The sequence below is a fragment of the Paenibacillus massiliensis 2301065 = DSM 16942 genome (assembly GCF_000377505.1).
GTDB classification, from domain to species: Bacteria; Bacillota; Bacilli; order Paenibacillales; family Paenibacillaceae; genus Paenibacillus; species Paenibacillus massiliensis.
Map to the genome: position 1 here is coordinate 1 of NZ_KB898202.1, position 24,148 is coordinate 24,148.

The following is a 24,148-nucleotide window of genomic DNA, read 5'->3' on the forward strand; positions in this document are numbered from 1 at the left end:
ATATTCCCTGATAGCTCAGTTGGTAGAGCACTCGACTGTTAATCGAGTTGTCACAGGTTCGAGTCCTGTTCGGGGAGCCATATGGAGAGGTGTCCGAGTTGGCCGAAGGAGCACGATTGGAAATCGTGTAGGCGCCAAAAGCGTCTCGAGGGTTCGAATCCCTCTCTCTCCGTAGCTTTTACATCATGGCTGGGATGAGAACCCATAAGGGGTTCGTCGAAGCATTCGCATCGATAGCATTACATCGCAGTCTCGAACAAAGTGAGAGTATCCCTCTCTCTCCGTTGAACTTAAGAGTCTAATCCAGTTAGCCACTAGCTATCTGGATTTTTTGCTTTTTGCTAATGTATTTCAGCGATATATTTGTATTTAATCTGTGATAATCAATTCTGTCAGCACATCAAAGAAATCGCTATTCTTTACTAAAACACCCAAAGCCGGGATATCTGGCTTTGGGTGCACAACTAGATCATAGTCATTGATCCTGTATTGAAAAGTGGCTATTCACCTAAAGGAAGCTTTGACTGGCCGATCGGTGTTCCATCCAATACGCAATGGATCGCATGTGCTACGCCATGCTCAAAGTTCTTGAGTGTTACGGCTTGAGCAATTTCCTGAATATCAGGAGCTGCATTTCCCATCGCGATACCAAGGCCTGCCATTTGTAGCATGGATACGTCATTGTAATTATCTCCAATGGCTGCTGTGTCATCCATGGAAATACCCATGGAAGCGGTCAGCCGTGCTAGAGCATTACCCTTAGACACATCTGGGTGCTGCATTTCAAAATTGTGATCAGATGATACGACCATTGCAACATCTTTACGACCTGCAAAGTAGTCGCGTCCGTGATTCAGTTCTTCTGGATACAGAGAGAAGGCCATGATATTGTAGATGGATGCGTCTTTCGGAATATCTAGATAAGAGCCAACCCGATGGAAGTGGGGCTTCTCATAGTGCTTTTTAATGCTGCGGATCATATGTTCAGTATACTCACCTGGCTGATTACCCAGGAGGCGGTCCATTTCAGCGAGCATTTCTTCATTTCTATTGAGGGGAGCGTACAGCCCGCGGTCGGTGGAGGCTTCATAATAATATCCTTGCTCATCGAGCCACTGCATGACAGATAGCGCCGTATCTCGCTCAACAGGAAGATGGTACAGCAATGTGCCATCCATATCGTGGATTGTAGCACCGTTGGAGGCGATAACGGGTGTTTTAACCCCGCCGTCCTTAGAGATCTCTACTACATCCGCATAAATTCTCCCCGTTGCAATTGCAATGTGGAGTCCTTCCTGCTGTGCCCGGTGTATAGCTGCAGCGCTCTCAGGGGCAATACGGCTATACAGATTTAACAGGGTTCCATCTAAATCGGTTGCGAATAATTTCATGGTGAACAGCTCCTCTGCTTATAATTCAGGAATCAGGATTTCAACCTGTTGCTTCTCCAGGAATTCTCTCCATTCAGCGGAGAGAGGTTGATCAGTAATGAACAAATGTACATGAGACCAGTCGGCAAACCGATACATCGAACGACGGTTAAGCTTGGAGTGATCAGCCAGAACGATGACTTGCTCAGCTTGCTGCATCATTTTGTGCTTAATCTTGCCGTCCTCTACTCCTGAATATAACCCTTGTCTTGCCACGCCTCCAACCCCAATAAAGGCTTTGTTCACATAATAGTGATCCAAAGCTTCAAACACAGAAGGGCCATATAAATATCTTTGCTCTTTTTGGAGTCTGCCGCCGAGCAGATGAATATCTACAGCAGAATGGTTAGATAAAGTATCTGCAGAGTGAATGGAATTAGTGATTACAGTACAATCCTTCTGGTGAAGGTACTCTGCACACGCTTGGACTGTCGTAGAGGAATCGAGGATAATATGATCTCCCTTGCGTACGAGTGCGGCAGCTAGCTTGCCAATAGCTCTTTTCTCTTCGGATACGTACTGAAGGCGATCGTTATAGCTTCTATACTCTCCGTGAGCAGAAGGAAGAATCGCTCCTCCACGGGTTCGAACAAGGGCATCCTGTTCTTCAAGCTTGATTAAATCTCGCCTTGCTGTATCCCTGGAGACATCAAACAGCGTTACGATGTCATCGGCTGAAATACGTTGGTGTTTTCGCAAGTATTCCATAATGAGCTGCATACGTTCTTCTTGAAACACAGAAGACCTCCCAGCATTCGTGTGTAATATCGCTACATCTTATTAGTTAATTATAAGTGAATGTAATGAATTGTGCAATTTCATAAGTGATTATGCAATTTTCAGGATTTACTTCAATAACATACAATGTGTAACAAGATTCTCTGCGAAGTTAATATTGTCATTGGAATCCCATCATTATAATCCGCAGGTTTGCTTGTGATATAAAGATTTATGTTAAAGGAATAATAAATTGTAGATTCTCAATAAAAATTCAATTGGTTAGAAAAAAAAGTTGCATATTTCATTCCAGTTTGATATACTCTTAAATGTTGCTACAAGATATTAACTAATTGAGGCCCGTTGGTCAAGGGGTTAAGACACCTCCCTTTCACGGAGGTAACAGGGGTTCGAATCCCCTACGGGTCATAAGGCTATTCTATAGCCCATGAAGGATGAGAACCCCACTGGGTTCGTCGAAGCATAAGCTTCGATAGGAATACATCGCAGTCGACTCACATCGTGAGGCGCATCCCCTACGGGTCATACATACATGGAGGCTTAGCTCAGCTGGGAGAGCATCTGCCTTACAAGCAGAGGGTCGGGGGTTCGATCCCCTCAGCCTCCACCATAATTTAATATCGCGGGGTGGAGCAGTTCGGTAGCTCGTCGGGCTCATAACCCGAAGGTCACAGGTTCAAATCCTGTCCCCGCAATTGTCTTTCAAATCATTGAAAGTGCCTCATGGAACCGTGGTGTAGAGGCCTAACATGCCTGCCTGTCACGCAGGAGATCGCGGGTTCGAATCCCGTCGGTTCCGCCATCTTGATTTAGCATCAGGGATGAGAATCCATTTGGGTTCGTCGGAGCATATACTTCGTAAGCATAAACTTCGCAGTCTCTCACGAAGTGAGAGTATCCCGTCGGTTCCGCCATTTATCTTTTTAGATTAATACAAGAATTAAATAAGTGTTTTGCGGACGTGGCTCAGCGGTAGAGCATCGCCTTGCCAAGGCGAGGGTCGTGGGTTCGATTCCCATCGTCCGCTCCATATGTCCCCTTAGCTCAGCTGGATAGAGCGTTTGACTACGAATCAAAAGGTCGGGAGTTCGAATCTCTCAGGGGACGCCATATATATTCTTACAGTAATTCACAAAGTTCACTGAATTGGATTCGAACGAATGAGTTCGTCGGAGCTATACCTCGTAAGGTTAACTTCGCAGTCCGACGTATTTTGTCGGTATCTCTCAGGGGACGCCATAATTTTATATGCCGGCGTGGCGGAATGGCAGACGCGCTCGACTCAAAATCGAGTGGGAAACCGTGGAGGTTCGAGTCCTCTCGCCGGTATACGCTTTAAAAAAGTTCATTAGACATCTAATGAACTTTTTTCTATTCTCTGTTCCAACAAGTGTGTGAGTTACAAACTGATATCAATTAGAGTTACTATCTTTTCGGATAGTATATATCATAAAAGACCGTACTATATTTTCAGCTGTGTTCAATTTATACTAGCCTTACATTCAACTAAGGAGAGGATAGTATGACAACAGCTCAAATTTATAATCACGGTGTCGCATGGGAAGAGGATTTTGGTGTTACTCAAGGCTATAGCATCCATGGGACGATTTATATCTCCGGGCAATTTTCCCATGATATGGAGGGGAACTTTGTTGGCGAGGGAGATGTTGAGGCGCAGACACGACAGTCGCTGGAAAACCTGGATCGAGTGTTAGCTGGATTTGGTGTTGCTAGAGCAAATATTGCCGAATTAGAGATCTTCTTGGCCCACCCACAAGAGCACTTTCAGCAGTGCGTTGGTCTGTACAAAGAGTATGTAGGCGAGCATCGTCCAGCAGTGACTCTCGTCGGAGTATCAGGTTTAGCGTTTCCTCATCAGCTTGTCGAAATTCGGGCGGTTGCACACACTGATTAAATCAGTACACCCAATTATACATTCATTCTTTACATTTCAATCACCACATTTAGCCCGTTATTCGATCCATACTGGCAGATACTTGTCGAGGCTAAGCTTCAGAAAACGTTTGTACTGTATAAAAGTCCAGAGTCTGCGTATGTATCATAGCTTTTCAGCAAGAGGCCACAAGGAATTAAACTCCTTGTGGCTTTTTTATGTCTGTGCTTTTTATGTCCGTACTTTCATTGAGCCTGTACGTTAGTATAACAATAAATGCATTAGGCAAGTTGACATTAAAATAAATAAGAGTTATTGTAGATACATATAATCTGTAATGAGTTGAAAACAGCTTGCGCATTTCTCTAAAGCAGCGAACTATCAACAAACTAGTAATGAACTAGTAACGAACTATGCACTCCACACGATGTTTTTTCTTGTGGCAGCTACTCCAGACTAACGTATCGGTGTCCAGCAGCTGGCAGAGCGTCAGCAGATCTCCTCTACGCACCTATCTAAAAATTCTGCCATGGGTCAAGTTCAGTGATTAAGGCCGAAGGGCGATGAAGACGTATCCGAAGAACAGGGAGATGTCTGACTTGGTTAATTCCGTTAGGATTTCGCTGTAACAAGCGCTGTTTTCAAACTTATTTTTTAATCTTATTAAGGATATAGAGAGTCTTTTAAATCCTTTAATTTATTATATAGAAAGGAGAACTACAGAGATAACTATTTATGAAAGCTAATTATTTTTTTGTTTGTATTACAGATATAAAGAGTCTTTTAAATCTACAAATGAATGAAAGGAGAAATGATTATGAGCAATAAAGAATGGTTCAATCCAGCAAGCTGGGAGAAGGCGTGGAGGGAGGATGCACATACAGCAGTCAATAGAATGAAGAGAGCCGGCATGGACCCGGCGCATGTGATGGATCAAAGGGCCAAGGCGTTCAATGAGCAGGCCTTTAGTGACGAAGGAAGGCGCAGAGCTAAGCGTATCATGAGCTGGCTGGAGCATCAGGGAGTGGTTTTTAAGGATGCTTCGATCTTGGACATTGGTGCTGCTTCTGGTGGCTTTACAGTACCTTTTGCCAAGGAGGGAGCCAAGGTTACAGCTGTAGAAACCTCATTACCGCTCATTGAACTGATGAAGAAAAATATATCGAGCCTCACAAGTGGAGCTGTAGAAATCGTTGCTGAGCCTTTTGAGCAAATTGACCTGCAGGCCAAAGGCTGGGAGAAGGCTTACGATCTCGTCTTTGTATCCATGTGCCCGGTCCTCGTTGATTGGGAAAGTGTGGAGAGGGTGCTGAGCGTTGCTCGGAAATATTGCTATATGAGCTTGTCCGTCGGTCCTCACGAAAATAGTCTCATTGATGAGGTATGGCCTCTTGTAAGTGATCAGCCGCGAGGCTCAGAGCATTTGGAGATGGCTTACCTGATAAATTTATTATTACTCAAGGGCTACGCCTATCAATCGCTAATTACTCGTGAGATAACGACGAAGACCGTATCCAGAGCAAAGGCCCTCGATGAAGCCATGACCAAGTTGTCGTTATTCGGGGTGTCGTGTGATGAACGGGTTCGTAACATCGTGTCTGATTACCTGGAGAAAGCATATCCTTCAGATGAAGTAAGCATTCGTCAGGGAGGAAGATTCGGCAAAGTGCTCGTTCAGTTGGAGAGACAGCACATGTACAGCAGCGACGAACAAATCTAACGGTATGGGGGATTAAAGAAATGAAATACGATTGTGTCATTATAGGTGGTGGCCCAGCAGGATTAAATGCAGCGTTAGTGCTTGGAAGAGCCAGACGTACAGTAGCGCTCATAGACCATGGTCGACCAAGGAATGCTGTAACTCATGCGTCACACGGTTTTATTACACGCGATGGTATTCAGCCCGCCGAGTTCCGACGGATTGCGTTGGAGGAAGTATTACAATATCCGACCGTTCATCATATCCAGGAGGAGGTAGTGGACATTCAGAGCTCGGAGCAAGGCTTTGATCTCCACACCGCTGTAGGAGGACATATACAGGCTCATAAGATCATTATGGCCGCTGGCTTGCGCGAGGAGCTACCTGATATAGAAGGAGCCCAAGAGTTTTATGGAAAAAGCCTCTTCAACTGCCCATTCTGCGATGGCTGGGAGCTGCGGGATCAACCGCTGGTCATTGTGTCAGACACAGGTGATGCGTTTCATCGAGCGAAGCTGCTGCTGAATTGGAGCCAAGACCTGATCGTATGTACGAGTGGTGGCCCCGCCCTGACACCTGAGCAGATCCAATTCCTTGCTTTCAAAGGGGTGCGAACGATTGATACGCCTGTTGCCGCATTTTCGGGGCGAAATGGCATGCTTGAACGAGTTCATTTTACAGATGGCAGTAGCGTTGAGCGTAGTGGGGGATTCCTGTCGCCTGCACTCCTACCGAATCATGCCCATTTTGCTAATGCACTAGGCTATCAAATGGCCGAGAATGGGGCAGTAGTAACCGATCCGATGGGGAGAACGACTGTTCAGGGAATCTATGCAGCGGGCGATTCCGCCTATGTTATGCCTTCTCAATTGATCTATGCAGCCGCCTCTGGCAGCAAAGCAGCTATGGGGGTGGTAGCAGACTTGACGGAGGAACAATGGAAGGATCATGTTTGACGACTGTATGACGAATAATAGTTGGCATATACAGTTTAGGAGGTTATAGGGAGTTAGAGATAATGGGATATTGAAACTCTTGGGGTGAAGAGGTAAGGCGGGTCGCTCCACAAAAGAGCGGGTCGTACGTGTGTGTTAGTGCTGCGTATAACCCGCTTTGTTTTTGATACAGAGATGGATATCGTTGTTATCGTATTTTAGTTATCTTATTTAGTTATCGCATTTAGTTATTGCATTTTTAGTTGCCGGATGAAGAAGGCAGGCTCTTGAATTTTCAGTATGAATTTTCAGTATCAAGTTAAGTTCGCGTATCATGTTTTGCGTATGAGAGTTACTTAACGGTGTAAGAGGTCACACGCGGGATTCAGACTCCATAGCGTAATTGCGTCGTCCAACGCTTAGTGAAAAGGCGAAGCAAAGGACAAGGACGAGACACGCAAGCATATATGGATAATTAATATTGATATCGAACAAGAGACCAGCTACGATAGGGCCTGCAATGTTGCCAAGACTGGTGAAGGCCGAGTTCAGACCCGCAACATAGCCTTGCTCATCCTTCGCAAGCATGGACATCTGGGTACCAATTGCTGGACGCAGTATGTCGATCGCCAGAAAAACGATAAAGGTTACGGCAAAGATCAACCAGAAGGTATGAACAAATAAGGTGAGCAAAATGAACACGCCAGCAAAAAGAAGGCACAACAAAATTACGCGTCTTGTACCGAAGCGATTCAGAATCCAACTGAAAGCGGTAGCCTGAATCACAGCTCCAGCTATGGAGCCGAATGTAATAATAAAAGCGATGTCCTTGGGTGAGAAGCCGAATTTATGATCCACGAACAGTCCGAATACAGTCTCAAAGTTCGCCAAGCCAAAAGACATCACGAATACGATGACCAGACTTAAGAAGTATGGCTCGCGGTAAGAGTTCATGAGTTGTGTAAGTAGACTGCTCCGCTGCTTCATCACAGCCGGTGTATGCGCATTTGTAGCTTCTGTCTTGGCAGGCAGTGATTCGCGCAGTGTGAACCAGGTAATGAATGCAGCGACCAATCCTGCGATGGCTGCCGTATAGAAAGGGACGCGTATGCCAAATTCTGCAATATACCCTCCAATGCCGGGTCCAATAATAAATCCTGTAGTAATGGAAGCATTAATAAAGCCCATTCCGGCCGCACGTTCTTCCTTGGTCGTAATGTCGGCCGCATAAGCCATAACTGCAGGCATAATCATGGCAGCACTTACTCCGCCCAGCATACGTGATACGAACAATAATACCGGAGAGGTCGCAATCCCGAATAACCACTCAGAGAATGCGAAGATGAGCATACCGATGACAATCATGCGCTTTCTGCCCCAAATATCCGCTTGTCGACCTGCCAAGGGCGAGAAGAGAAACTGTGTTAACGAAAAGGTAGCGACCAAGAGGCCGATAATGCTCCCGCCGATACCCAGATCATTCATGAAAGTAGGCATAATGGGGATGATCAATCCGATTCCCGTAAAGACGAGAAACAGATTGAGCATTAGAATTAGCATGGACCCCCGATTTTTTAATAAGATAGACATGTTTATCCTCCTGTTAACTTTCCAAAATACTGAATGTTCATTCTAAATTATGACCTGAAAAAGCTAGCCCTGCGGCTTAGCAATTCCGTAAAGAAAAATATCCATAGCGAGACGGTAGAGCGCCTGTGACTCGTCCTGATCCATACCTCGAGAGTGCTGGCTTAACCCATACAGCAGACTATCCATGATTACTGCCAGCCGGTTAAGATCGATATTCCGGAACTCTTCGCGCTCCATTCCCTTTTGTAGTAATTCCTCGTTAAAATGAACATAATTGGCTACGAGCTGCTGGATTCGTTCGTTCGCATCGGACATCTTCTCCGAATTGTTAAAGAATTCATCCGTGGCTTTGACAAGTGGCTGATTCAACTGCTCCTGCGATAAATACTCAGCCATAGCATATAGCTTCTCAGCTGTAGTAGCGTAAGAAGATTCCTTAGCGAGCCATTGCTGCTCCCATTCCTTATCAGATTCCTCGATCAAATGTAAAAAAAGCCCTTCTTTACTCTTGAAATGATAATAAATGTTCCCCGGACTGCAATTTGTCTCCTTGACTATGTCTTCAATGGAAGTGGCGTTGTATCCCTTTTGTATGAATAATGCACGGGCGGCATCAGCAATTCTCTTTTTGGTCTGCTCGCTCTGCAGTTGCTTTTTATTCATTAAGCCTCACCTCTAATCATGAATTACTATTTTCTCCGAGAACGGATGTCTTATGTCGAGAAAATAATACTGAACGCTGATTCAGTATTATAGTCCCTCATAGCGATATTGGCAAACCTTATATTCCATTCGATGCAGCTCATTAGGATAAAAAACGATTGACTTTTCTGCTGATATAGTGCTAATATATGAGAAGTGACTTGAAAGTTATTGAGTCTATAATGTCATAACGGGATGTAGCTCAGCTTGGTAGAGCACCTGGTTTGGGACCAGGGGGTCGCATGTTCAAATCGTGTCATCCCGATCATTTTTTCGAAGAGAATCGCTTAGGCGATTCTTTTTTTGTTGTTATTCTCTTAGATCTGTATAAATGAAAGTCCCCTGGGTACAATAACGCAAAAAGCGGATAGAAGGGGATATCATTGAATCGAACAAGATTACGGAGAAAAATACGGCAGCAGCTTAGATTCTGGAAAAAAGCCGTCTGGGTATTTATCGCAGTAGGGGCCGCTGCCTGGTGCTTGGCAGGTACAATGATGCCGCAGTATATGGAGCAATTGTTGACACGCCAGAACACCTCCTCGGCTGTCATGGCAGTAGCTAGTATGGATGAAGGACAGGATACACAAGAGCTGCTTGGACTGGAGCAAAAAAAGCTCATTGATCATATTCGTGATTCAGGTCTTGAACGTGAAGTACACATGATAACAACATTTATTTGTGGGACAGAGACCACCAGAATGGGACAATTGAAGGCTGGCTCCATAGCTGAGCTGCTAGAGCAGCATCCGGACTGGCACGGCCGCTTGAATACCAAAGGCGAGCTCTGGGTTGAGAGACAGGTAGAAGACTTGTCCCCCTTGTGCAAGAAGCAGGCATACATGGGCATGAATAAGGAAGGGCAGTTAACGCTTTTCGAGGGACCTCCCAAGAAGGACAAGGTGATTCGGACATTTTTTCAACTGGATATCGGCACCATGGAGACGAATTTGCCCGAAGGAGTATACCAGCAGCTTATGGATGGAATTCGGGTTCAAGACTTGCAGGAGTATTATAGTGTGTTATCAACCTTCAGCGATTTTGCAATCGAGCATACCAGGAAGGTTATGGGCCAGGAATTCTAAATTCAGGATCAGCCATCATAGAGGCTGGTCCTTTTTCGTATTACAAGGTCAACCAGAAATTTCTGGTTGGCCTATTGTTTTGGTAGTTTTTGTTGTACCAATAGCAAGGGATTTAAGCCTCTAAACTTTTTCTCTCCACCCTCTAATCTTTTGTTATAATGAAATGAAACGATACATATGTTCGCTCTGGACGACAAGGGAGAGATGGTTTTTGCGTATTTTAGGGATCGACCCCGGTATAGCCATTGTCGGGTTCGGGTTGGTCGACAAGGTCGGGAGCAAGATTACGCCGGTGCAGTATGGCTCGATTCAGACAGAGGCACATACCCCCGATGAGGAGCGTCTGCTTCATGTGTATGAAGGTATGCTTCAGCTTATAGATCAGTACAAACCGGAAGCGGTAGCTTTCGAGAAACTGTTCTTCAACCGCAATGTAACGACAGCGATGTCGGTCAGTCAGGCTCGTGGGGTATTGATTCTCGCTGCGGCGCAGCGAGGGCTGCCGATTGCTGAATATACTCCAATGCAGGTCAAGCAGGCCATCGTCGGTTACGGTAAGGCAGAGAAGAAGCAGGTTCAGGAGATGGTGCGGATGTACCTGCGCCTGCAGGCTGTTCCCAAGCCGGATGATGTGGCGGATGCGCTCGCTGTAGCGATCTGCCATGCGCATTCTTATACACTTAATTCCAAGTTAAATGAGGTATTGCGAAAATGATTGATTTTCTACGAGGTCCTGTAGTTCATCTGGAAGGTGAATATGTAGTGCTGGATGTACAAGGCGTGGGCTACCGGGTGTTTTGCCCCAACCCTTATGCCTTTGCCAAGATGGATGGAGCGGTGACCGTATATATTCATCATCACGTCAGAGAGGATGCGATCCTGTTATTCGGCTTCCCGACACGGGAGGAGCAGCAGTTGTTCCGCAAGCTGATCGACGTCTCAGGTATCGGTCCGAAGGTAGCCTTGGGCATACTGGGCGGTGGTACTCCTGCGCATGTGGTTAACGCGATCTATCAGGAGAATATTACATTCCTGACGAAGCTGCCGGGGATCGGGAAGAAGACAGCGCAGCGGATGATTCTGGATCTGAAGGACAAGCTGGATGGTATTGGTGCGGCAGCGATGGCAACAGGATTATTCGCACCACCGGAGCTTGTGGAGACAGACAGCAGCGCTTGGGCGGAAGCAAGGGAAGCATTGAAGGGATTGGGCTATACGGATGCAGAGCTTGATCAGGCATGGAGCCGTATGAAGCAGGAGACTACAGCAGATGAGACTGCGGACGTGCTTGTCAAACGAGCGCTTAAGCTCCTGTATGCTGGCTAGAACAGAGCCTGTTAACAGGCATTTCGTTATAGGATAAAGCCACCTGCTGTATAGGTGCAATGGGATACAGATAGGAGCGATTAGTAATGGAAGACCGCTTAATATCAGCGAATCTTATGATGGAGGATCAGACCGTAGAGCTAAGTCTGCGTCCCCGGTTCCTGAATGAATATATTGGTCAGAACCAGGTCAAGGAAAATCTTAAAATTTATATAGAAGCTGCAAAAATGCGGTCCGAGGCGCTTGATCATGTCTTGCTGTATGGGCCTCCCGGGCTCGGTAAGACGACGCTTGCCAACATCATTGCGAATGAGTTGGGTGTGAATCTACGTACTACCTCAGGTCCAGCGATTGAACGTCCAGGCGATCTGGCTGCATTGCTGACCAACCTGCAGGAAGGCGACGTGCTGTTCATTGATGAAATTCACCGTTTGCATCGGACGGTCGAGGAAGTCATGTACCCCGCAATGGAGGACTTTGCGCTGGATATTATGATCGGGAAAGGTCCCAGTGCGAGATCCGTAAGACTGGACCTTCCACCGTTCACACTGATAGGAGCAACGACGCGTGCAGGATTATTGTCGGCGCCCTTGCGGGACCGCTTCGGGGTCATTAGCCGCCTTGAATTCTACACGAAGGATGAATTGGCCTATATCGTATCCCGAGGCGCGGATATTCTTGGCATAGAGATTATTGGAAATGCTGCCGAAGAGATTGCACTCCGCTCACGTGGAACTCCGCGGATTGCGAATCGACTGCTGAAGCGGGTAAGAGACTTTGCCCAGGTACAAGGAGATGGCATCATACATGCTGACCTGGCTGAGGATGCCCTGCAGCGCTTACGCATTGATCCGCTTGGTTTGGATGATATTGATCACAAGATGCTGAAAGCCATGATCCATCAATTCCGAGGAGGGCCGGTTGGCCTGGATACGATAGCAGCTACCATCGGAGAAGAGAGTCAGACCATAGAGGATGTATATGAGCCTTATCTGTTGCAGGTAGGATTGCTGCAGCGCACTCCACGCGGCAGAGTAGCTACACCGTCGGCTTATGCTCATCTGGGTATTCCGATGCCTGATGTGAACGGCTAGCTGATTTTTAGCTATAGGCAGTGATCGACAGGGCTCGCCGCTTGTAGCGGATCAACACTCATAATTGATCTGGGTCAAGATACTGACGATAAGCGATAAGTGTTAAGGAGGAGTAACGTGTACAGAGGTATTTACAAGAAGATTGCGTGTGCCGCAATGGGACTGACTGTAATGATGACAAGTGGCATTGTGCAGTCCCCGTCATTTGCTGCAGAGGCAGACCAGACTATTCGCGTAGCGATGTATGCGGACTTGGGAAGTACTTATAAATCAACGATACCTGCCGTTACCCTGAAATCAGGTGATAGCTGGACTATCGGCCAGGATACAGGTGACAGTCATCGGCCGTGGCTATTCCTTTCTCCCGGTCAGACGATAAAATTCAGTGTGGATGGCTACAGGGTCAAGGTGCTGGAGACCACAAATTTCGCTACGGCCTCAGCAGCAGCAAAGGCTCTGCAAGCAACGAGCGATAAGCCTTTCATTATTCAGGGTTCGAAGAATGGACGGGTAGTGTATCAGGTATATACAGGTATGTATGCCAGTGAACAGGCTGCTTCCTCAGCTGCTGCGAGAACTGCCACTACAGCTGCTGCCCAACTGGGTGAACAAATGCCTGTAGTGGCGGGTAATAAATATTTGTCCGCAGGCAGCTTCGTCAGCGAGCAGGAGGCGAATCTGACTCGTGCTACTATTAACGCAGCCGGATATGATGCGTTCACTGTATTGCAGTCCGGGGATCGTTATTCGGTCTGGATTGGAGAGGCCGCGAATGAGTCCCAATTGTCAGGAGTTCGAGCGGAGGTTAGAGATGTTGTACCTGGTCTGACTTGGAGTCCTGCCAATATGAGTGAGCCTGCTATCCTAATCAGACAGGATGCAGGTCTTGGAGCAAGCGCGCAGACCGTTCGTCATTACATGCTCAGTGGACCAGATTCCGCCAAGCTGACTGTACAGACCAGCGGCGAGAGCATTCAGGTAGTAGAGCGCTCAGCTAGAAGCTATCGTGGTGATTTCGAGATCAGCAAGCAATCCGGTCAGCTCGCTCTAGTCAATGTACTGGCCGTAGAACAATATCTGTATTCTGTGGTAGGGGCAGAGGTACCAGCCTCATGGCCAGCCGAGTCCCTGAAAGCCCAGGCTGTTGCGGCGAGAAGCTATGCACTATTTCAGAACAACAAGTTCAAGATCGCAGACGTAGTCGACACCACGCTAAGTCAAGCCTATAACGGTGTCGCCTCGGAAAGCTCCAGTGTGAACCGTGCTGTGGATGCTACAACAGGTGAGGTGCTGAAGAGCGGCGACAAGATCATTGAAGCAGTGTTTTCCTCCAACGCAGGAGGCATGACGGCTGATCCATCTGAAGTATGGAACGGCGGCGGGACGTTGTTTGCCAGCGTGGAGAGCCCAGGAGATGCCTCCGCCAATAGCGATGGCTTCATGTGGTATCACGTGCTGCTAGACAATGGGAAGACAGGGTACGTTCGCGAGGATAACGCCAGGATGCTTGAGGGTGTCACAACCGCTGGATTGCCCCAAATGACAGTGACTGCTGAAAAAACCAATGTGCGCCCGATTCCACAGATTCAGTCTGGAGTGGCAGCTGTGGCACAGATGGTTCCGGGAGAGGCGGCAGTAGTGCTGGACAAGGTGCCAGGCTCAGGTGCGTATTCCTGGGTCAGAGGCCCATATACCTCAGCAGAGGTTCTTAAATTCCTGAATGGGAAGGTGTCCGGGTCGCTACCTTCAGCGATTCAGTTCCTGGATGTGACCAAGCGTGGTCCTTCGGGGCGCGTGCTGGAAGTACAGGCGAACGGTCAGACCTTGTCCGTCAAGTATCCAGATCAATTCCGCTCTGCATTCGGCGGCTTACCAAGCACGAAATTTGATATTAGCGGAACCGGAAGCTATACTGTATTAGGCGCTGGAGGCGTAAAGGGAAATATTAGCGGCGCTGATGGGGCATCGATCATGTCTGCAAGCGGCAGTTCACGTGCTGCAGGCTCCAATCTGGTCATCATGAATGGAGAACGACAGGCGCGAGTCGTTGATCGAAATGAAGGCTTCCTGTTCACTGGACAAGGCAACGGCCATGGGCTGGGTCTGTCACAGTGGGGAGCTAAAGGAATGGCAGATGAAGGGTATGATTACCGGGATATTCTGCAACACTATTACCAGAATGTATCTATAGTTAAGGAATGACGACTACACATGGATGTAAACTTATATGATTTTCATTTACCAGAGCAGCTAATTGCTCAGACCCCGTTATTGGAACGCAGTTCCTCCAGATTGTTAACGCTGAACAAGGACACAGGTGAGATCAGCCATCATACATTTACAGCTATCCTTGATTACCTGAAGGCGGGGGACACGCTTGTACTAAATGATACACGTGTATTGCCCGCTCGCTTGTTCGGGGTCAAGGAGGATACGGGAGCAAAGGCAGAGGTACTCCTGCTGAAGAATACAGAGGGAGACTGCTGGGAGGCACTTGTCAAGCCAGGCAAAAGATTGCACAAAGGTGCAGTCATCGTATTCAGTGATGAGCTTAAGGCAGAGATTGTCGAAGAAGGGGAGTCTGGTGCGCGAATTCTGTCGTTCTCTTACGATGGAGTATTCAACGAGATTCTTGATCGCTTGGGCCAGATGCCACTGCCACCCTATATTAAGGAAAAGCTTGAAGATCGCGAGCGCTACCAGACTGTGTACGCGAAGCATGAGGGATCAGCCGCAGCCCCTACAGCTGGACTTCATTTTACCGAGGAGCTATTGGAGCAGGTTCGTGCAAAGGGAGTCGAGATTGCTTTTGTGACCCTGCATGTGGGACTTGGTACCTTCCGACCGATGTCGGTGGATGTCGTCGAGGATCATGTTATGCATGAGGAGTTCTATCAGTTGTCTGAGGAGACGGCTCAGATCTTGAATGAGACCAAAGCACGTGGCGGACGTATTATTGCCGTGGGTACGACGAGCTGCCGGACCCTGGAGACGGTAGGCAGTGAGCTGAAGGGTGCACCTTTCAAAGCCAGCAGTGGCTGGACCCAGATTTTTATGTATCCAGGCTACGAGTTCAAGGTCGTCGATGCATTGATTACGAATTTTCATTTGCCAAAATCCACGCTGGTGATGCTAGTTAGCGCTCTGGCAGGCAGAGAACGAATCATGGCGGCATACCAGGAAGCTATTGATCAGAAATATCGGTTTTTCAGCTTCGGCGATGCCATGTTTATTTATTGAGCGGAGGAATGTTACGCATGTCAGCAGCAATAACCTATGAACACATTAAGACCTGTAAGCAATCAGGAGCCCGTCTTGGTCGGGTGCATACGCCTCATGGAGTCATTGAGACGCCGACATTTATGCCTGTGGGAACACAAGCTACTGTCAAGACGATGAGTCCGGAAGAGCTAAAGCAGATGGATGCGCAGATCATTCTGAGCAACACCTATCATTTGTTCCTGCGTCCCGGCCATGATATTGTTCGTGAGGCGGGTGGCCTGCACAAATTCATGAACTGGGATCGACCCATCCTGACCGACAGTGGAGGGTTTCAAGTCTTCTCTCTTAGTGAAATGCGCAAGATTACGGAGGAAGGGGTACATTTTCGTTCTCATCTTAATGGGGATAAGAAGTTTTTATCGCCTGAGGTGGCCATGGAGATACAAAATTCGCTAGGCTCCGACATCATGATGGCTTTTGACGAATGTCCGCCTTATCCTGCCGAATATGAATATGTGAAAAAGTCTCTGGAACGCACCAGCCGCTGGGCCGAGCGTTGTCTGGAAAGCCATGCTCGTCCACATGATCAAGGGCTGTTCGCCATCGTTCAGGGTGGTATGCATGAGGATTTACGTAAGCAGAGTGCAGCTGATTTGACTTCCATGGATTTCCCGGGGTATGCTATTGGTGGACTGAGCGTAGGCGAGCCCAAGCATTTGATGTATGAGGTGCTGGACTATACGGTTCCGCTCCTGCCTTTCGGTAAGCCGAGATACTTAATGGGTGTAGGCTCTCCCGATGCATTGATTGAAGGTGCCATCCGTGGAGTGGATATGTTCGATTGCGTATTGCCAACACGCATTGCACGTAACGGGACCTTGATGACGAGTCAGGGAAGACTTGTTATTCGGAATGCGCAGTTTGCCCGTGATTTTGGTCCAGTGGACCCGACTTGCGACTGCTATACGTGCCGCAACTATTCGCGTGCCTATTTACGACATCTGATCAAAGCTGACGAGACATTCGGATTGCGGCTTACGACCTACCATAACCTACATTTCTTGCTCAATCTTATGAGAGATGTAAGACAGGCCATCATGGATGACCGACTGTTGGACTTCAGAGATGAGTTCTTTGCGCAATATGGTCTGCATGAGAATTCCAGGGGTTTCTAGATGACAAGAAGTGAATGCAATCTTTAAGTTGTAATATAGTTCATGAAAGGGGGGAAACTATACATGATGCAATTTGCTACGGCCACAGCCGGTCAAGGGCAAGGCGGGCTTTTGGGTCTTATTTTGCCATTCGTCCTGATGTTTGCTATTTTCTACTTCCTGTTGATTCGCCCACAGCAGAAGAAACAGAAGCAGCGTACTTCAATGCTGAATGCCTTGGATAAAGGTGATAAGGTGGTTACGATTGGAGGCCTGCACGGTACCATTGTAGACATCACCGATGATATTGTCATTCTGCGTGTAAACGATGTCACCAAGCTGACATTCGATCGTAGTGCGATCAGCGGTAAGGTTACAACTGGGGAGAAGGCTGCTGAGGTATCCAAATAATACTTAGCATCCATAGATATACATAAACAGCGATGACCTGTCTTCAGGAGCATCGCTGTTTGCGTTTTCGCTATAGTGATATTACTCAGGATTGAGAATGGCTCATGTTCACACCAATCATGCCTCCAACCGCCCCAATGCAGAAGGCAACAGCCATATGCAGCATGTCCTGCAAGCCCACAGCGGCATCCAGTGCCAAAAAGCCCACTAGCAGTACAATGACCCCATACAGCAGCGCTGTTAATCCACCCTGGTACCATCCCTTCTGACCAGATCGCTTACCTGACATGAATCCACCGGCAAATAAGGATATCCCATGCACGAGATAAGTGTATAATGACAAATCCTGCTCCTTCAAATGAGTCAGCCATAGTAGGGTCGATAAGATCAGAGAACCAATCAGCATCCAAATGAAGGCATGAAGAACACCTGTAAGTAGGGGGTGAGACATGCGTGCTGATGACCAGCGGCGGATGGTTTCCATAACAATTCCTCCTATTTCATGTTTTCCATTAATTAAGCTTCTGTCCTCCGAATGACCTACTATAGGCAGGGTGAGAATAGCATTACGCCTGTCAAATTCATGTGAATACAGGAATGAGGAGGGTCATGATGCTTGATCACATATTGAACCATATTTTTCGCACCTTGCTGATGTATGTAGTGATGTATGCATTAATGCGGATGATGGGTAAAAGAGAGATTGGCAAGCTGTCCATCTTCGATCTGATTATCTCGTTCATGATGGCTGAGATTGCCGTGCTGGTGCTGGAAGATCTCAAGCGGCCATTGTATGACGGAATTATTCCTTTGGTAGTGTTAGTGGTCCTGCAGATCGGCATGGCCTACATCACTCTGAAGAGCCGTAAGCTTCGTATATGGTTTGAGGGGAAGCCCAATGTTCTTGTACAGAATGGCAAGCTGAATCGAGAAGAGATGGCTAGCCAGCGCTACAATCTGGATGATCTGATGCTTCAGCTAAGAGAGCAGCAGATTGATGATCTGGCCAAGGTCGAATTCGCAATCCTTGAGACATCCGGCAAGTTAACCGTCATACCTAAGGAAGAGAGCAATGCTGGCAGAAATCAAGGCGCTGTCCAGAGCCCACGACGTTCCAAAGCACTTTCCAAGCAGCGACTAGCTGAGAAGATGGATATCAAGCAGCGTAGTGAGACCGTACATCAATTCAGATATGAGGGCTTGCCCATTCCGCTCATTATGGATGGTAAGGTCCAGGATGAAAATCTAGAGCGTCTAGGCAAGACGAGATTCTGGCTGAAGGATCAGCTGAAGCAGCAAGGATATAAGGATTTCAAGGAAGTGTTCCTTTGCTCCATGGACCATAACGGAAAGCTGTTCATTAGCTCAGGGACCTAGCCATCGTCGCAGTAGAGGAAAACGATGCAGGTTCTTCCAGCGTATCATACGGCACAAGGTCATGATCAGGAGATATAGTAGCATCCCCAGTGCGGAAGAGCTCACGAATTGAAGCCAGATCACCTCCTCGAAGGGGAGTCGTTGATACGAAAGCGTCAGACCCGCCGCCATAATGACCATACCTACCGCAGTCTTGCCGATATCCTTAAGCTGAATTCGGAATTGCAATAGTCTGCGTACACTATGAGCGTGCATGATGGTGACAGCCGCGCTGTTGATGCAGATGGCCATGACCGCACCATAGATTCCGTAGTCTGGATTGGAGGCGAGCAGTACGATCAGCGCGATCTTGATGGCAGCACCTACGGCAGTATTAATGAGGGCCTGACCCGGTCGATCGAGCGCTTGCAGTGCTGCCTGTAAGGGAGATTGAATGTAGATAAAAAGGGCAAATGGAGCCATGACCTTGAGCATAGCCGCAATGTCGGTCTGCTTGTAAAGCAGCATACACAGTGGCTCTGCCAGAACATACATGATGACAGCAAATGGTGCACCGGCGACTAGTGACAATCGAATGGCCTGATGAAGCCTTTTGTGAATCGTAGAGATGTTCCCCTGTGCTGCAGCCTCAGACAAGGAGGGGACGAGCGATACTGCCAGCGACGTAGTAAGTGCGCCAGGCAACAGCAGAATTGGAATAATCATCCCTTGTAGAGCCCCGTATTGGGAAGTAGCCACGACAGTCGCGATCCCCGCAAATGCAAGACATCGCATCAGCACGATGGATTCCAGCAAATAAGAGAAGGAGCCTACAAGTCTGCTTGCTGTTACTGGAATGGAAAGCTTCATCAGCGGCCGAAAAATGGGGGGCTGGGATACTCCCTTGACGATAGCAGGCGTATCCGCCTGTGGTTGATCGTGATGTCTGCTATATTGCCATAACAGCACAAACATCCCTGCCAATTCCCCGACCATCGTCCCAAGCATCGCACCTGCCGCGCCGAAGGCTAGTCCTTTGGGAAGCAGCAAATATGAGAACCAGATGACGCAAAAAATGCGAATCAGACTTTCGGCAACAGATGAGGCGGCCGAAGGGATCATATTTTGCTTTCCTTGAAAATATCCGCGATATACGGAAGATACAGCGATAATGACCAGCATGGGGCTCATACTTACAAATGTGTAGTACACTCGATTGTCCGTTAAAATATGTGTCGTTATCCATGAGGCGAAAACAAGGCATAACACTAACATCAGTAAGCCAAAGGCCAGAGTGAAGCGCAGGCTGATATTCAGAATTCGCTTGGATCTGTCCGGCATACCAGCGCTCTCTGCTTCAGCTACCAGCTTGGCGACAGCTAGTGGAATTCCACCTGTAATGAGCGTAACCAGCACGATAAAAAATGGATATCCTTGCTGATACAGCCCCACTCCCTCTGCTCCGATAATGCGGGGCAGAGCAATGCGGGGAATAAAACCGAGCAGTCGGTTGATAATGCCCGCAGCCAAGAGAATGATGGCGCCTTGGATAAATGTTTGCTTTTTCAACCGCAACTCCCTCTTCCGTCCATTTTGAACTGCTCCGGTACTGTAACGAGCGGTTATTAACATGGATATGCGATACCTGTCCGATTTCATGACTGCTTGACCAGCAGAATAAATGGTTTCGGCCTGCCCTTTGTTTGAGTGGAGGTAACATATGCTATTGACGTGGAGCTGGAATCAAGCTATTGTTTGCTTGGACAGGTACGTGCAGGTAACACGTATGTGCTTCGTGCAGCTTCGATAGTGAAGCTCGCAGACGGTCGTATGCACAAGGGAGGAGGCGCGTAGTAATGACGGAGGAATTGAATGAGCAGGATTGGGAAGAAGCGATTGAGATGCTGTGTCAGAGCAAGGCTGAAGAGCTTCGATTGGTAGGATACGAGTACGTTACAAGCCAGGATGTATGGGATTGTATCAGTAGCGGGTACGAGAAAGAAGGAGTTCCCCCTTTGCATAAGCTAGTGAATGATATCCTTTCCCTCAAGGCCACCAAATTCATGAACTTTTTGACCATGTCCGCGCTCCGTGGATCCTCTTTCGAATAGAAAGCGGGTCTTTTTTGTGTGTAAATTGACTGTGTTTTACAGGGTAGCTATAATAGGAATATTGAGAATGAAGGGGGAACAAGGGACGACATGAAGAGAGTTTTAAGTTTCATCTTGGTCGTACTCATTACTACTGGGGTTATGATTGGGACGAGCCCAGGCTTGCTGAACAGTCTAAAATTAGGCCTCGATCTTAAGGGAGGCTTTGAAATTTTATATGAAGCGGAGCCTCTGGAAGCTGGACAAACTGTTACCCGTCAATCTCTGATTCAGACAGCACAAAGTCTGGAACGCAGAATTAATGCGCTGGGAACGACTGAACCTGAGATTACAACAGAAGGTACGAATCGGATTCGGGTAAGACTCGCAGGGGTCACGAATGAATCTGAAGTACGTGAGCTGCTCAAGAAACCGGCAGATCTGACTTTCCGCAGTGCGGCAGAGGGAGATGCACCTGGCACGTACAGCAAGATTGAGCTGCGCGGGAATGATTTCGTCGAGAATGCAGCTACCGTGTACAGCAACAACATTAACCAACCAGAGATTAGCATCAAGGTAAAGGATAAAGAAAAGTTTGCTGAAATTACACAGCGTTTGATCGGAAAACCATTGGCTATCTATCTGGATGAGGAGTTGCTGTCTGCTCCCGAAGTACGACAAGCATTGACGGATGGTAGCGCCTCGATTAGCGGTAATTATACGCGTGACGAAGCGAACCAACTGGCTGATACCATCAATCTGGGCGCGCTCCCGTTGAAATTGACCGAGAAATACTCGCAGAGTGTGGGTGCAACACTTGGTCAGATCTCATTGGAGCAGACGATTCGTGCAGGTCTGATCGGTTCTGTCATTATTCTGATCTTCATGGTTGCTATGTATCGTGTGCCAGGCTTAATTGCCAGCTTCTGTCTCATTGTGCACACATGGCTCGTACTAGCTATTTTCTATTTAGGGGATTTTGTATTGACTCTTCCGGGTATCGCAGCCTTCGTGCTGGGGATCGGGATGGCGGTCGATGCGAATATTATCACCTATGAACGTATCAAAGAAGAGATGCTCACAGGCAAATCCGTTCGTTCTTCGATGATTGCTGGTGGTAAGCATTCCTTCCGGACCGTAATGGATGCTAACATTACGACCATGATCGCAGCTGGGGTCATGTTCTTCCTGGGTACAGGCTCAGTTAGAGGCTTCGCTCTCGTATTGATCGTGGATATTGTTGTGAGTATCCTGACGAATATCTACTTCTCCCGTTTCTTGCTGAATCTCCTGATTAAGGCAGATGCCATCAAGAAGCCGAAATACTTCGGAGTGAAGGAGAGTGACATTCGTGCGCTTTGATTGGAAATGGGATTATATTAAGCACAGCAAAATTTTTATTATAGCTTCTATTGTCATTACCCTGGCAGGGATTTTGTTTGGTTCCATTTTTGGTCTGAACTACGGAGTAGATTTCCGCTCTGGTACCAATATGGATATCAATATGACCAAGCAGGTCAGTCAGGCTGAGATTCAATCGTTACTAGCCGAGCAGGGAGTCGATGAAGAGATTGATTTCCGCCCCGGTAATGAGCGGGTTAGTATCCGATTTGCCAACAACTTGACAGATCAACAGGTGAATAAGATCCAGACAGCATTCCATGAAAAACTGGATCCAAGTGCAGCCTTTGAAGTCAATACGGTCGATGCCGAAATGGCTAAAGAGCTTGAGCGCAATGCGATGCTCGCTGTTCTGATCGCTTGTGTGGCAATCGCTATCTATGTATCTATCCGTTTCGAATGGCGCTTTGCCATTGCGGCCATTGTATCGCTACTACATGATGCTATTCTCGTCATTGCCGTATTCTCCATCTTCCAATTGGAGATTGGGCTTATCTTTATCACTGCGGTACTGACGATCATCGGCTTCTCAATTAACGATACAATCGTGGTATTTGACCGGATTCGTGAGAATGCGCGCTTCGCGAAGAAGAAATCTCCAGATTCTTTGAAGGAGATTGTAAATAACAGTATTGCCCAGACGATGACACGTACACTCGCAACTGTATTTACCGTATTTGTTGCGGCTGTGTGTCTGTTAATCTTCGGTGGAGCATCGATTCGCATGTTCTCGCTGGCAATGACTATTGGTTTGCTCTTTGGTGCGTATTCTTCGATATTCATCGCTGCACCGCTCTGGCTGGCTCTGAAAGTCAGACAAAAGCCAGCTTCTACGGCTAGCAAGGCGTAGATCGTTTCGGAGCAACTTGATTAGCACGTAATATTGATGTTTCTGTGGAGCCGCGTCCAGCTTTGGCGCGGCTTCATGATCTTACAAAGTAGTAGGACAAGGGTGCATACCATCTTATGGCGGCACCCATTTCTTCTTGTAGAGCAAAGTAAGTAGTGCCCGGAGCTTGGAATCAATCCGGGGTAAGCTACGGTCTGGATGGAAATGAGAGGAGATTTGTAGTGAACAGCAAACGGAGTCTGTCAGCTGAGAGAGTGTACTGGTCGTCCATGATCGGAAATTTGGCGCTGGCTCTTCTGAAGGGGATTGTAGGCTATTTTTCCAATAGCAAGGCTTTATTGGGAGATGCGCTGTATGCAGCATCCGATGCAGCGTCCGCTTTGTCGCAGCGTTTTTCTTTCCGCGAGAAGCAAGGTATGGGAGTCAGATCTCAATCACAAGAAGCAAGAGGGCCAGCGGTGTCAGTTGTTTTTGCCATTCTACTCATTATGAGTGCATTGCAGTTGGCTGTCAGTTCAGTGATGTCGATGGCCGGATCTGAGCCGACAGCACCTCGACTATACGTGCTTGTGGTCGCCTTTGCAGCTTTGGTGCTGAAGGAGAGCCTTTTTCAGTACGAATACCGTCATATTAAAAAAATAGATAAGCAGCAGGCTCAAAAGAATGTCGGAGAGCATCGTTTCTCTCTGTATTGCTCCTTGACGGCTCTGCTTGGGATGATTGGTGCAATGGCTGGGAATGCCCTGAATTTCGGCTGGCTTCTGTATATGGACGCAGCAGCGGGGCTGCTAATCTCCTGTTTTGTGCTGCGCAAGGGCTATGGATTAATTGTACAATCCGTATATGGGCCGAGATTACGTGAGCTTGGCGCTCATGAGCTGCAGCAATACATGGAGACCATCCAGCGGGTTCACGGAATTGTAACAGTTGAGAGCCTTAAAGCGACGGCCCAAGCTAAGACGGTCAGCATCCATGTCATGATTAGCGTCGGGCCACGTATTACGGTTCAGGATGCACAGGAGATTGCGGATCGTGCTAAATTACTGCTGTTAAGTCGCTTCACTCAGGTGACAGATGTGACCATTCATTTCACCCCATATCATTCAAGCTATCCATACAAGTCTAATTATGAGCTGCCGGAGAGTCATACCCCATCCATTATCCAGTAGCG

At 47.6% G+C, this 24,148-nt stretch carries 22 protein-coding genes and 10 tRNA genes; 26 read left to right on the forward strand and 6 right to left on the reverse strand.

Annotation, left to right across the window (positions count from 1 at the left end; translation table 11 throughout):
• Positions 1-4 precede the first annotated feature (4 nt).
• Both D328_RS0124645 and D328_RS0124650 read left to right on the forward strand, forming a co-directional pair.
• Positions 5-80: transfer RNA gene (locus D328_RS0124645), tRNA-Asn, on the forward strand.
• Between the two features lie 3 nt (positions 81-83).
• A tRNA-Ser gene (locus D328_RS0124650) sits at positions 84-172 on the forward strand.
• A gap of 328 nt (positions 173-500) precedes the next feature.
• Here D328_RS0124650 and D328_RS0124655 read toward each other — a convergent pair.
• Positions 501-1,391: a Cof-type HAD-IIB family hydrolase gene (locus D328_RS0124655; RefSeq protein WP_018887724.1), complete on the reverse strand. Its 891-nt coding sequence runs from the start codon at positions 1,389-1,391 to the stop codon at positions 501-503.
• An 18-nt stretch (positions 1,392-1,409) separates the two neighbouring features.
• Positions 1,410-2,168, reverse strand: coding sequence for a DeoR/GlpR family DNA-binding transcription regulator (locus tag D328_RS0124660; protein WP_018887725.1), 759 nt, complete (start codon positions 2,166-2,168; stop codon positions 1,410-1,412).
• A gap of 336 nt (positions 2,169-2,504) precedes the next feature.
• Here D328_RS0124660 and D328_RS0124665 point away from each other — a divergent pair.
• The 10 genes from D328_RS0124665 to D328_RS0124710 all read left to right on the forward strand — a co-directional run bounded on the left by D328_RS0124665 (position 2,505) and on the right by D328_RS0124710 (position 6,717).
• A tRNA-Glu gene (locus D328_RS0124665) sits at positions 2,505-2,576 on the forward strand.
• 126 nt (positions 2,577-2,702) lie between these two features.
• Positions 2,703-2,778 (forward strand) — tRNA-Val (locus tag D328_RS0124670).
• 11 nt (positions 2,779-2,789) lie between these two features.
• Positions 2,790-2,863: transfer RNA gene (locus tag D328_RS0124675), tRNA-Met, on the forward strand.
• Between the two features lie 30 nt (positions 2,864-2,893).
• Positions 2,894-2,970: transfer RNA gene (locus D328_RS0124680), tRNA-Asp, on the forward strand.
• A gap of 153 nt (positions 2,971-3,123) precedes the next feature.
• A tRNA-Gly gene (locus D328_RS0124685) sits at positions 3,124-3,198 on the forward strand.
• Positions 3,199-3,201: 3 nt separating this feature from the next.
• Positions 3,202-3,278 (forward strand) — tRNA-Arg (locus D328_RS0124690).
• 140 nt (positions 3,279-3,418) lie between these two features.
• Positions 3,419-3,497: transfer RNA gene (locus tag D328_RS0124695), tRNA-Leu, on the forward strand.
• A gap of 193 nt (positions 3,498-3,690) precedes the next feature.
• Positions 3,691-4,083 (forward strand): RidA family protein, encoded by a 393-nt coding sequence (locus D328_RS0124700; RefSeq protein ID WP_018887726.1) that lies wholly within the window; start codon positions 3,691-3,693, stop codon positions 4,081-4,083.
• Positions 4,084-4,879: 796 nt separating this feature from the next.
• Positions 4,880-5,782 carry a class I SAM-dependent methyltransferase gene (locus tag D328_RS0124705; protein ID WP_018887727.1) on the forward strand — a complete coding sequence of 301 codons (903 nt, stop codon included), beginning with the start codon at positions 4,880-4,882 and terminating at the stop codon, positions 5,780-5,782.
• 20 nt (positions 5,783-5,802) lie between these two features.
• Positions 5,803-6,717, forward strand: a complete 915-nt coding sequence (locus D328_RS0124710) for an NAD(P)/FAD-dependent oxidoreductase (protein ID WP_018887728.1) — start codon at positions 5,803-5,805, stop codon at positions 6,715-6,717.
• 351 nt (positions 6,718-7,068) lie between these two features.
• Here D328_RS0124710 and D328_RS0124715 read toward each other — a convergent pair whose 3' ends face one another.
• Complete coding sequence (locus tag D328_RS0124715) at positions 7,069-8,286, reverse strand: MFS transporter (protein WP_018887729.1); 1,218 nt, start codon at positions 8,284-8,286, stop codon at positions 7,069-7,071.
• A gap of 63 nt (positions 8,287-8,349) precedes the next feature.
• The gene (locus tag D328_RS0124720) at positions 8,350-8,949 is read right to left on the reverse strand and encodes a TetR/AcrR family transcriptional regulator (RefSeq protein WP_018887730.1); all 600 of its coding nucleotides are present in this window, start codon (positions 8,947-8,949) and stop codon (positions 8,350-8,352) included.
• A 230-nt stretch (positions 8,950-9,179) separates the two neighbouring features.
• Between D328_RS0124720 and D328_RS0124725 the strand changes: the two genes are divergently transcribed.
• From D328_RS0124725 to yajC, 9 genes are all read left to right on the forward strand, one after another.
• A tRNA-Pro gene (locus tag D328_RS0124725) sits at positions 9,180-9,253 on the forward strand.
• A gap of 118 nt (positions 9,254-9,371) precedes the next feature.
• Complete coding sequence (locus tag D328_RS0124730) at positions 9,372-10,073, forward strand: BofC C-terminal domain-containing protein (protein WP_018887731.1); 702 nt, start codon at positions 9,372-9,374, stop codon at positions 10,071-10,073.
• A gap of 211 nt (positions 10,074-10,284) precedes the next feature.
• The gene (ruvC, locus tag D328_RS0124735; RefSeq protein ID WP_018887732.1) at positions 10,285-10,788 is read left to right on the forward strand and encodes a crossover junction endodeoxyribonuclease RuvC; all 504 of its coding nucleotides are present in this window, start codon (positions 10,285-10,287) and stop codon (positions 10,786-10,788) included.
• The gene (gene ruvA, locus D328_RS0124740; protein WP_018887733.1) at positions 10,785-11,399 is read left to right on the forward strand and encodes a Holliday junction branch migration protein RuvA; all 615 of its coding nucleotides are present in this window, start codon (positions 10,785-10,787) and stop codon (positions 11,397-11,399) included. Before ruvC ends, ruvA begins: the two co-directional genes overlap by 4 nt.
• A gap of 86 nt (positions 11,400-11,485) precedes the next feature.
• Positions 11,486-12,493 carry a Holliday junction branch migration DNA helicase RuvB gene (ruvB, locus tag D328_RS0124745; protein ID WP_018887734.1) on the forward strand — a complete coding sequence of 336 codons (1,008 nt, stop codon included), beginning with the start codon at positions 11,486-11,488 and terminating at the stop codon, positions 12,491-12,493.
• A gap of 156 nt (positions 12,494-12,649) precedes the next feature.
• Entirely contained in the window at positions 12,650-14,695 is a 2,046-nt protein-coding gene (locus tag D328_RS0124750) for a SpoIID/LytB domain-containing protein (RefSeq protein ID WP_051091204.1), read from the forward strand.
• Between the two features lie 9 nt (positions 14,696-14,704).
• Complete coding sequence (queA, locus tag D328_RS0124755; protein ID WP_018887736.1) at positions 14,705-15,733, forward strand: tRNA preQ1(34) S-adenosylmethionine ribosyltransferase-isomerase QueA; 1,029 nt, start codon at positions 14,705-14,707, stop codon at positions 15,731-15,733.
• A 17-nt stretch (positions 15,734-15,750) separates the two neighbouring features.
• On the forward strand, positions 15,751-16,890 hold the full coding sequence (tgt, locus tag D328_RS0124760; RefSeq protein WP_018887737.1) for a tRNA guanosine(34) transglycosylase Tgt: 1,140 nt from the start codon (positions 15,751-15,753) through the stop codon (positions 16,888-16,890).
• A gap of 63 nt (positions 16,891-16,953) precedes the next feature.
• The gene (gene yajC / locus D328_RS0124765) at positions 16,954-17,280 is read left to right on the forward strand and encodes a preprotein translocase subunit YajC (protein ID WP_018887738.1); all 327 of its coding nucleotides are present in this window, start codon (positions 16,954-16,956) and stop codon (positions 17,278-17,280) included.
• Positions 17,281-17,365: 85 nt separating this feature from the next.
• Here yajC and D328_RS0124770 read toward each other — a convergent pair whose 3' ends face one another.
• The gene (locus D328_RS0124770) at positions 17,366-17,764 is read right to left on the reverse strand and encodes a TIGR04086 family membrane protein (protein ID WP_018887739.1); all 399 of its coding nucleotides are present in this window, start codon (positions 17,762-17,764) and stop codon (positions 17,366-17,368) included.
• Between the two features lie 128 nt (positions 17,765-17,892).
• Between D328_RS0124770 and D328_RS0124775 the strand changes: the two genes are divergently transcribed.
• A complete protein-coding gene (locus tag D328_RS0124775; protein ID WP_018887740.1) occupies positions 17,893-18,657 on the forward strand; it encodes a DUF421 domain-containing protein in 765 nt (254 codons plus the stop codon).
• Here the strand turns inward: D328_RS0124775 and spoVB are convergent.
• Positions 18,646-20,205 (reverse strand): stage V sporulation protein B, encoded by a 1,560-nt coding sequence (gene spoVB, locus D328_RS0124780; protein WP_018887741.1) that lies wholly within the window; start codon positions 20,203-20,205, stop codon positions 18,646-18,648. The two genes, D328_RS0124775 and spoVB, sit on opposite strands and share 12 nt — an antisense overlap.
• Before the next feature lie 287 nt (positions 20,206-20,492).
• Between spoVB and D328_RS0124790 the strand changes: the two genes are divergently transcribed.
• From D328_RS0124790 to D328_RS0124800, 4 genes are all read left to right on the forward strand, one after another.
• The gene (locus D328_RS0124790; RefSeq protein ID WP_018887743.1) at positions 20,493-20,747 is read left to right on the forward strand and encodes a post-transcriptional regulator; all 255 of its coding nucleotides are present in this window, start codon (positions 20,493-20,495) and stop codon (positions 20,745-20,747) included.
• A 90-nt stretch (positions 20,748-20,837) separates the two neighbouring features.
• Complete coding sequence (secD, locus tag D328_RS29760) at positions 20,838-22,088, forward strand: protein translocase subunit SecD (RefSeq protein ID WP_018887744.1); 1,251 nt, start codon at positions 20,838-20,840, stop codon at positions 22,086-22,088.
• The gene (secF, locus tag D328_RS29765; protein WP_018887745.1) at positions 22,078-22,977 is read left to right on the forward strand and encodes a protein translocase subunit SecF; all 900 of its coding nucleotides are present in this window, start codon (positions 22,078-22,080) and stop codon (positions 22,975-22,977) included. Before secD ends, secF begins: the two co-directional genes overlap by 11 nt.
• A 221-nt stretch (positions 22,978-23,198) precedes the next feature.
• Positions 23,199-24,146, forward strand: a complete 948-nt coding sequence (locus D328_RS0124800) for a cation diffusion facilitator family transporter (protein ID WP_018887746.1) — start codon at positions 23,199-23,201, stop codon at positions 24,144-24,146.
• Positions 24,147-24,148: the final 2 nt, after the last annotated feature.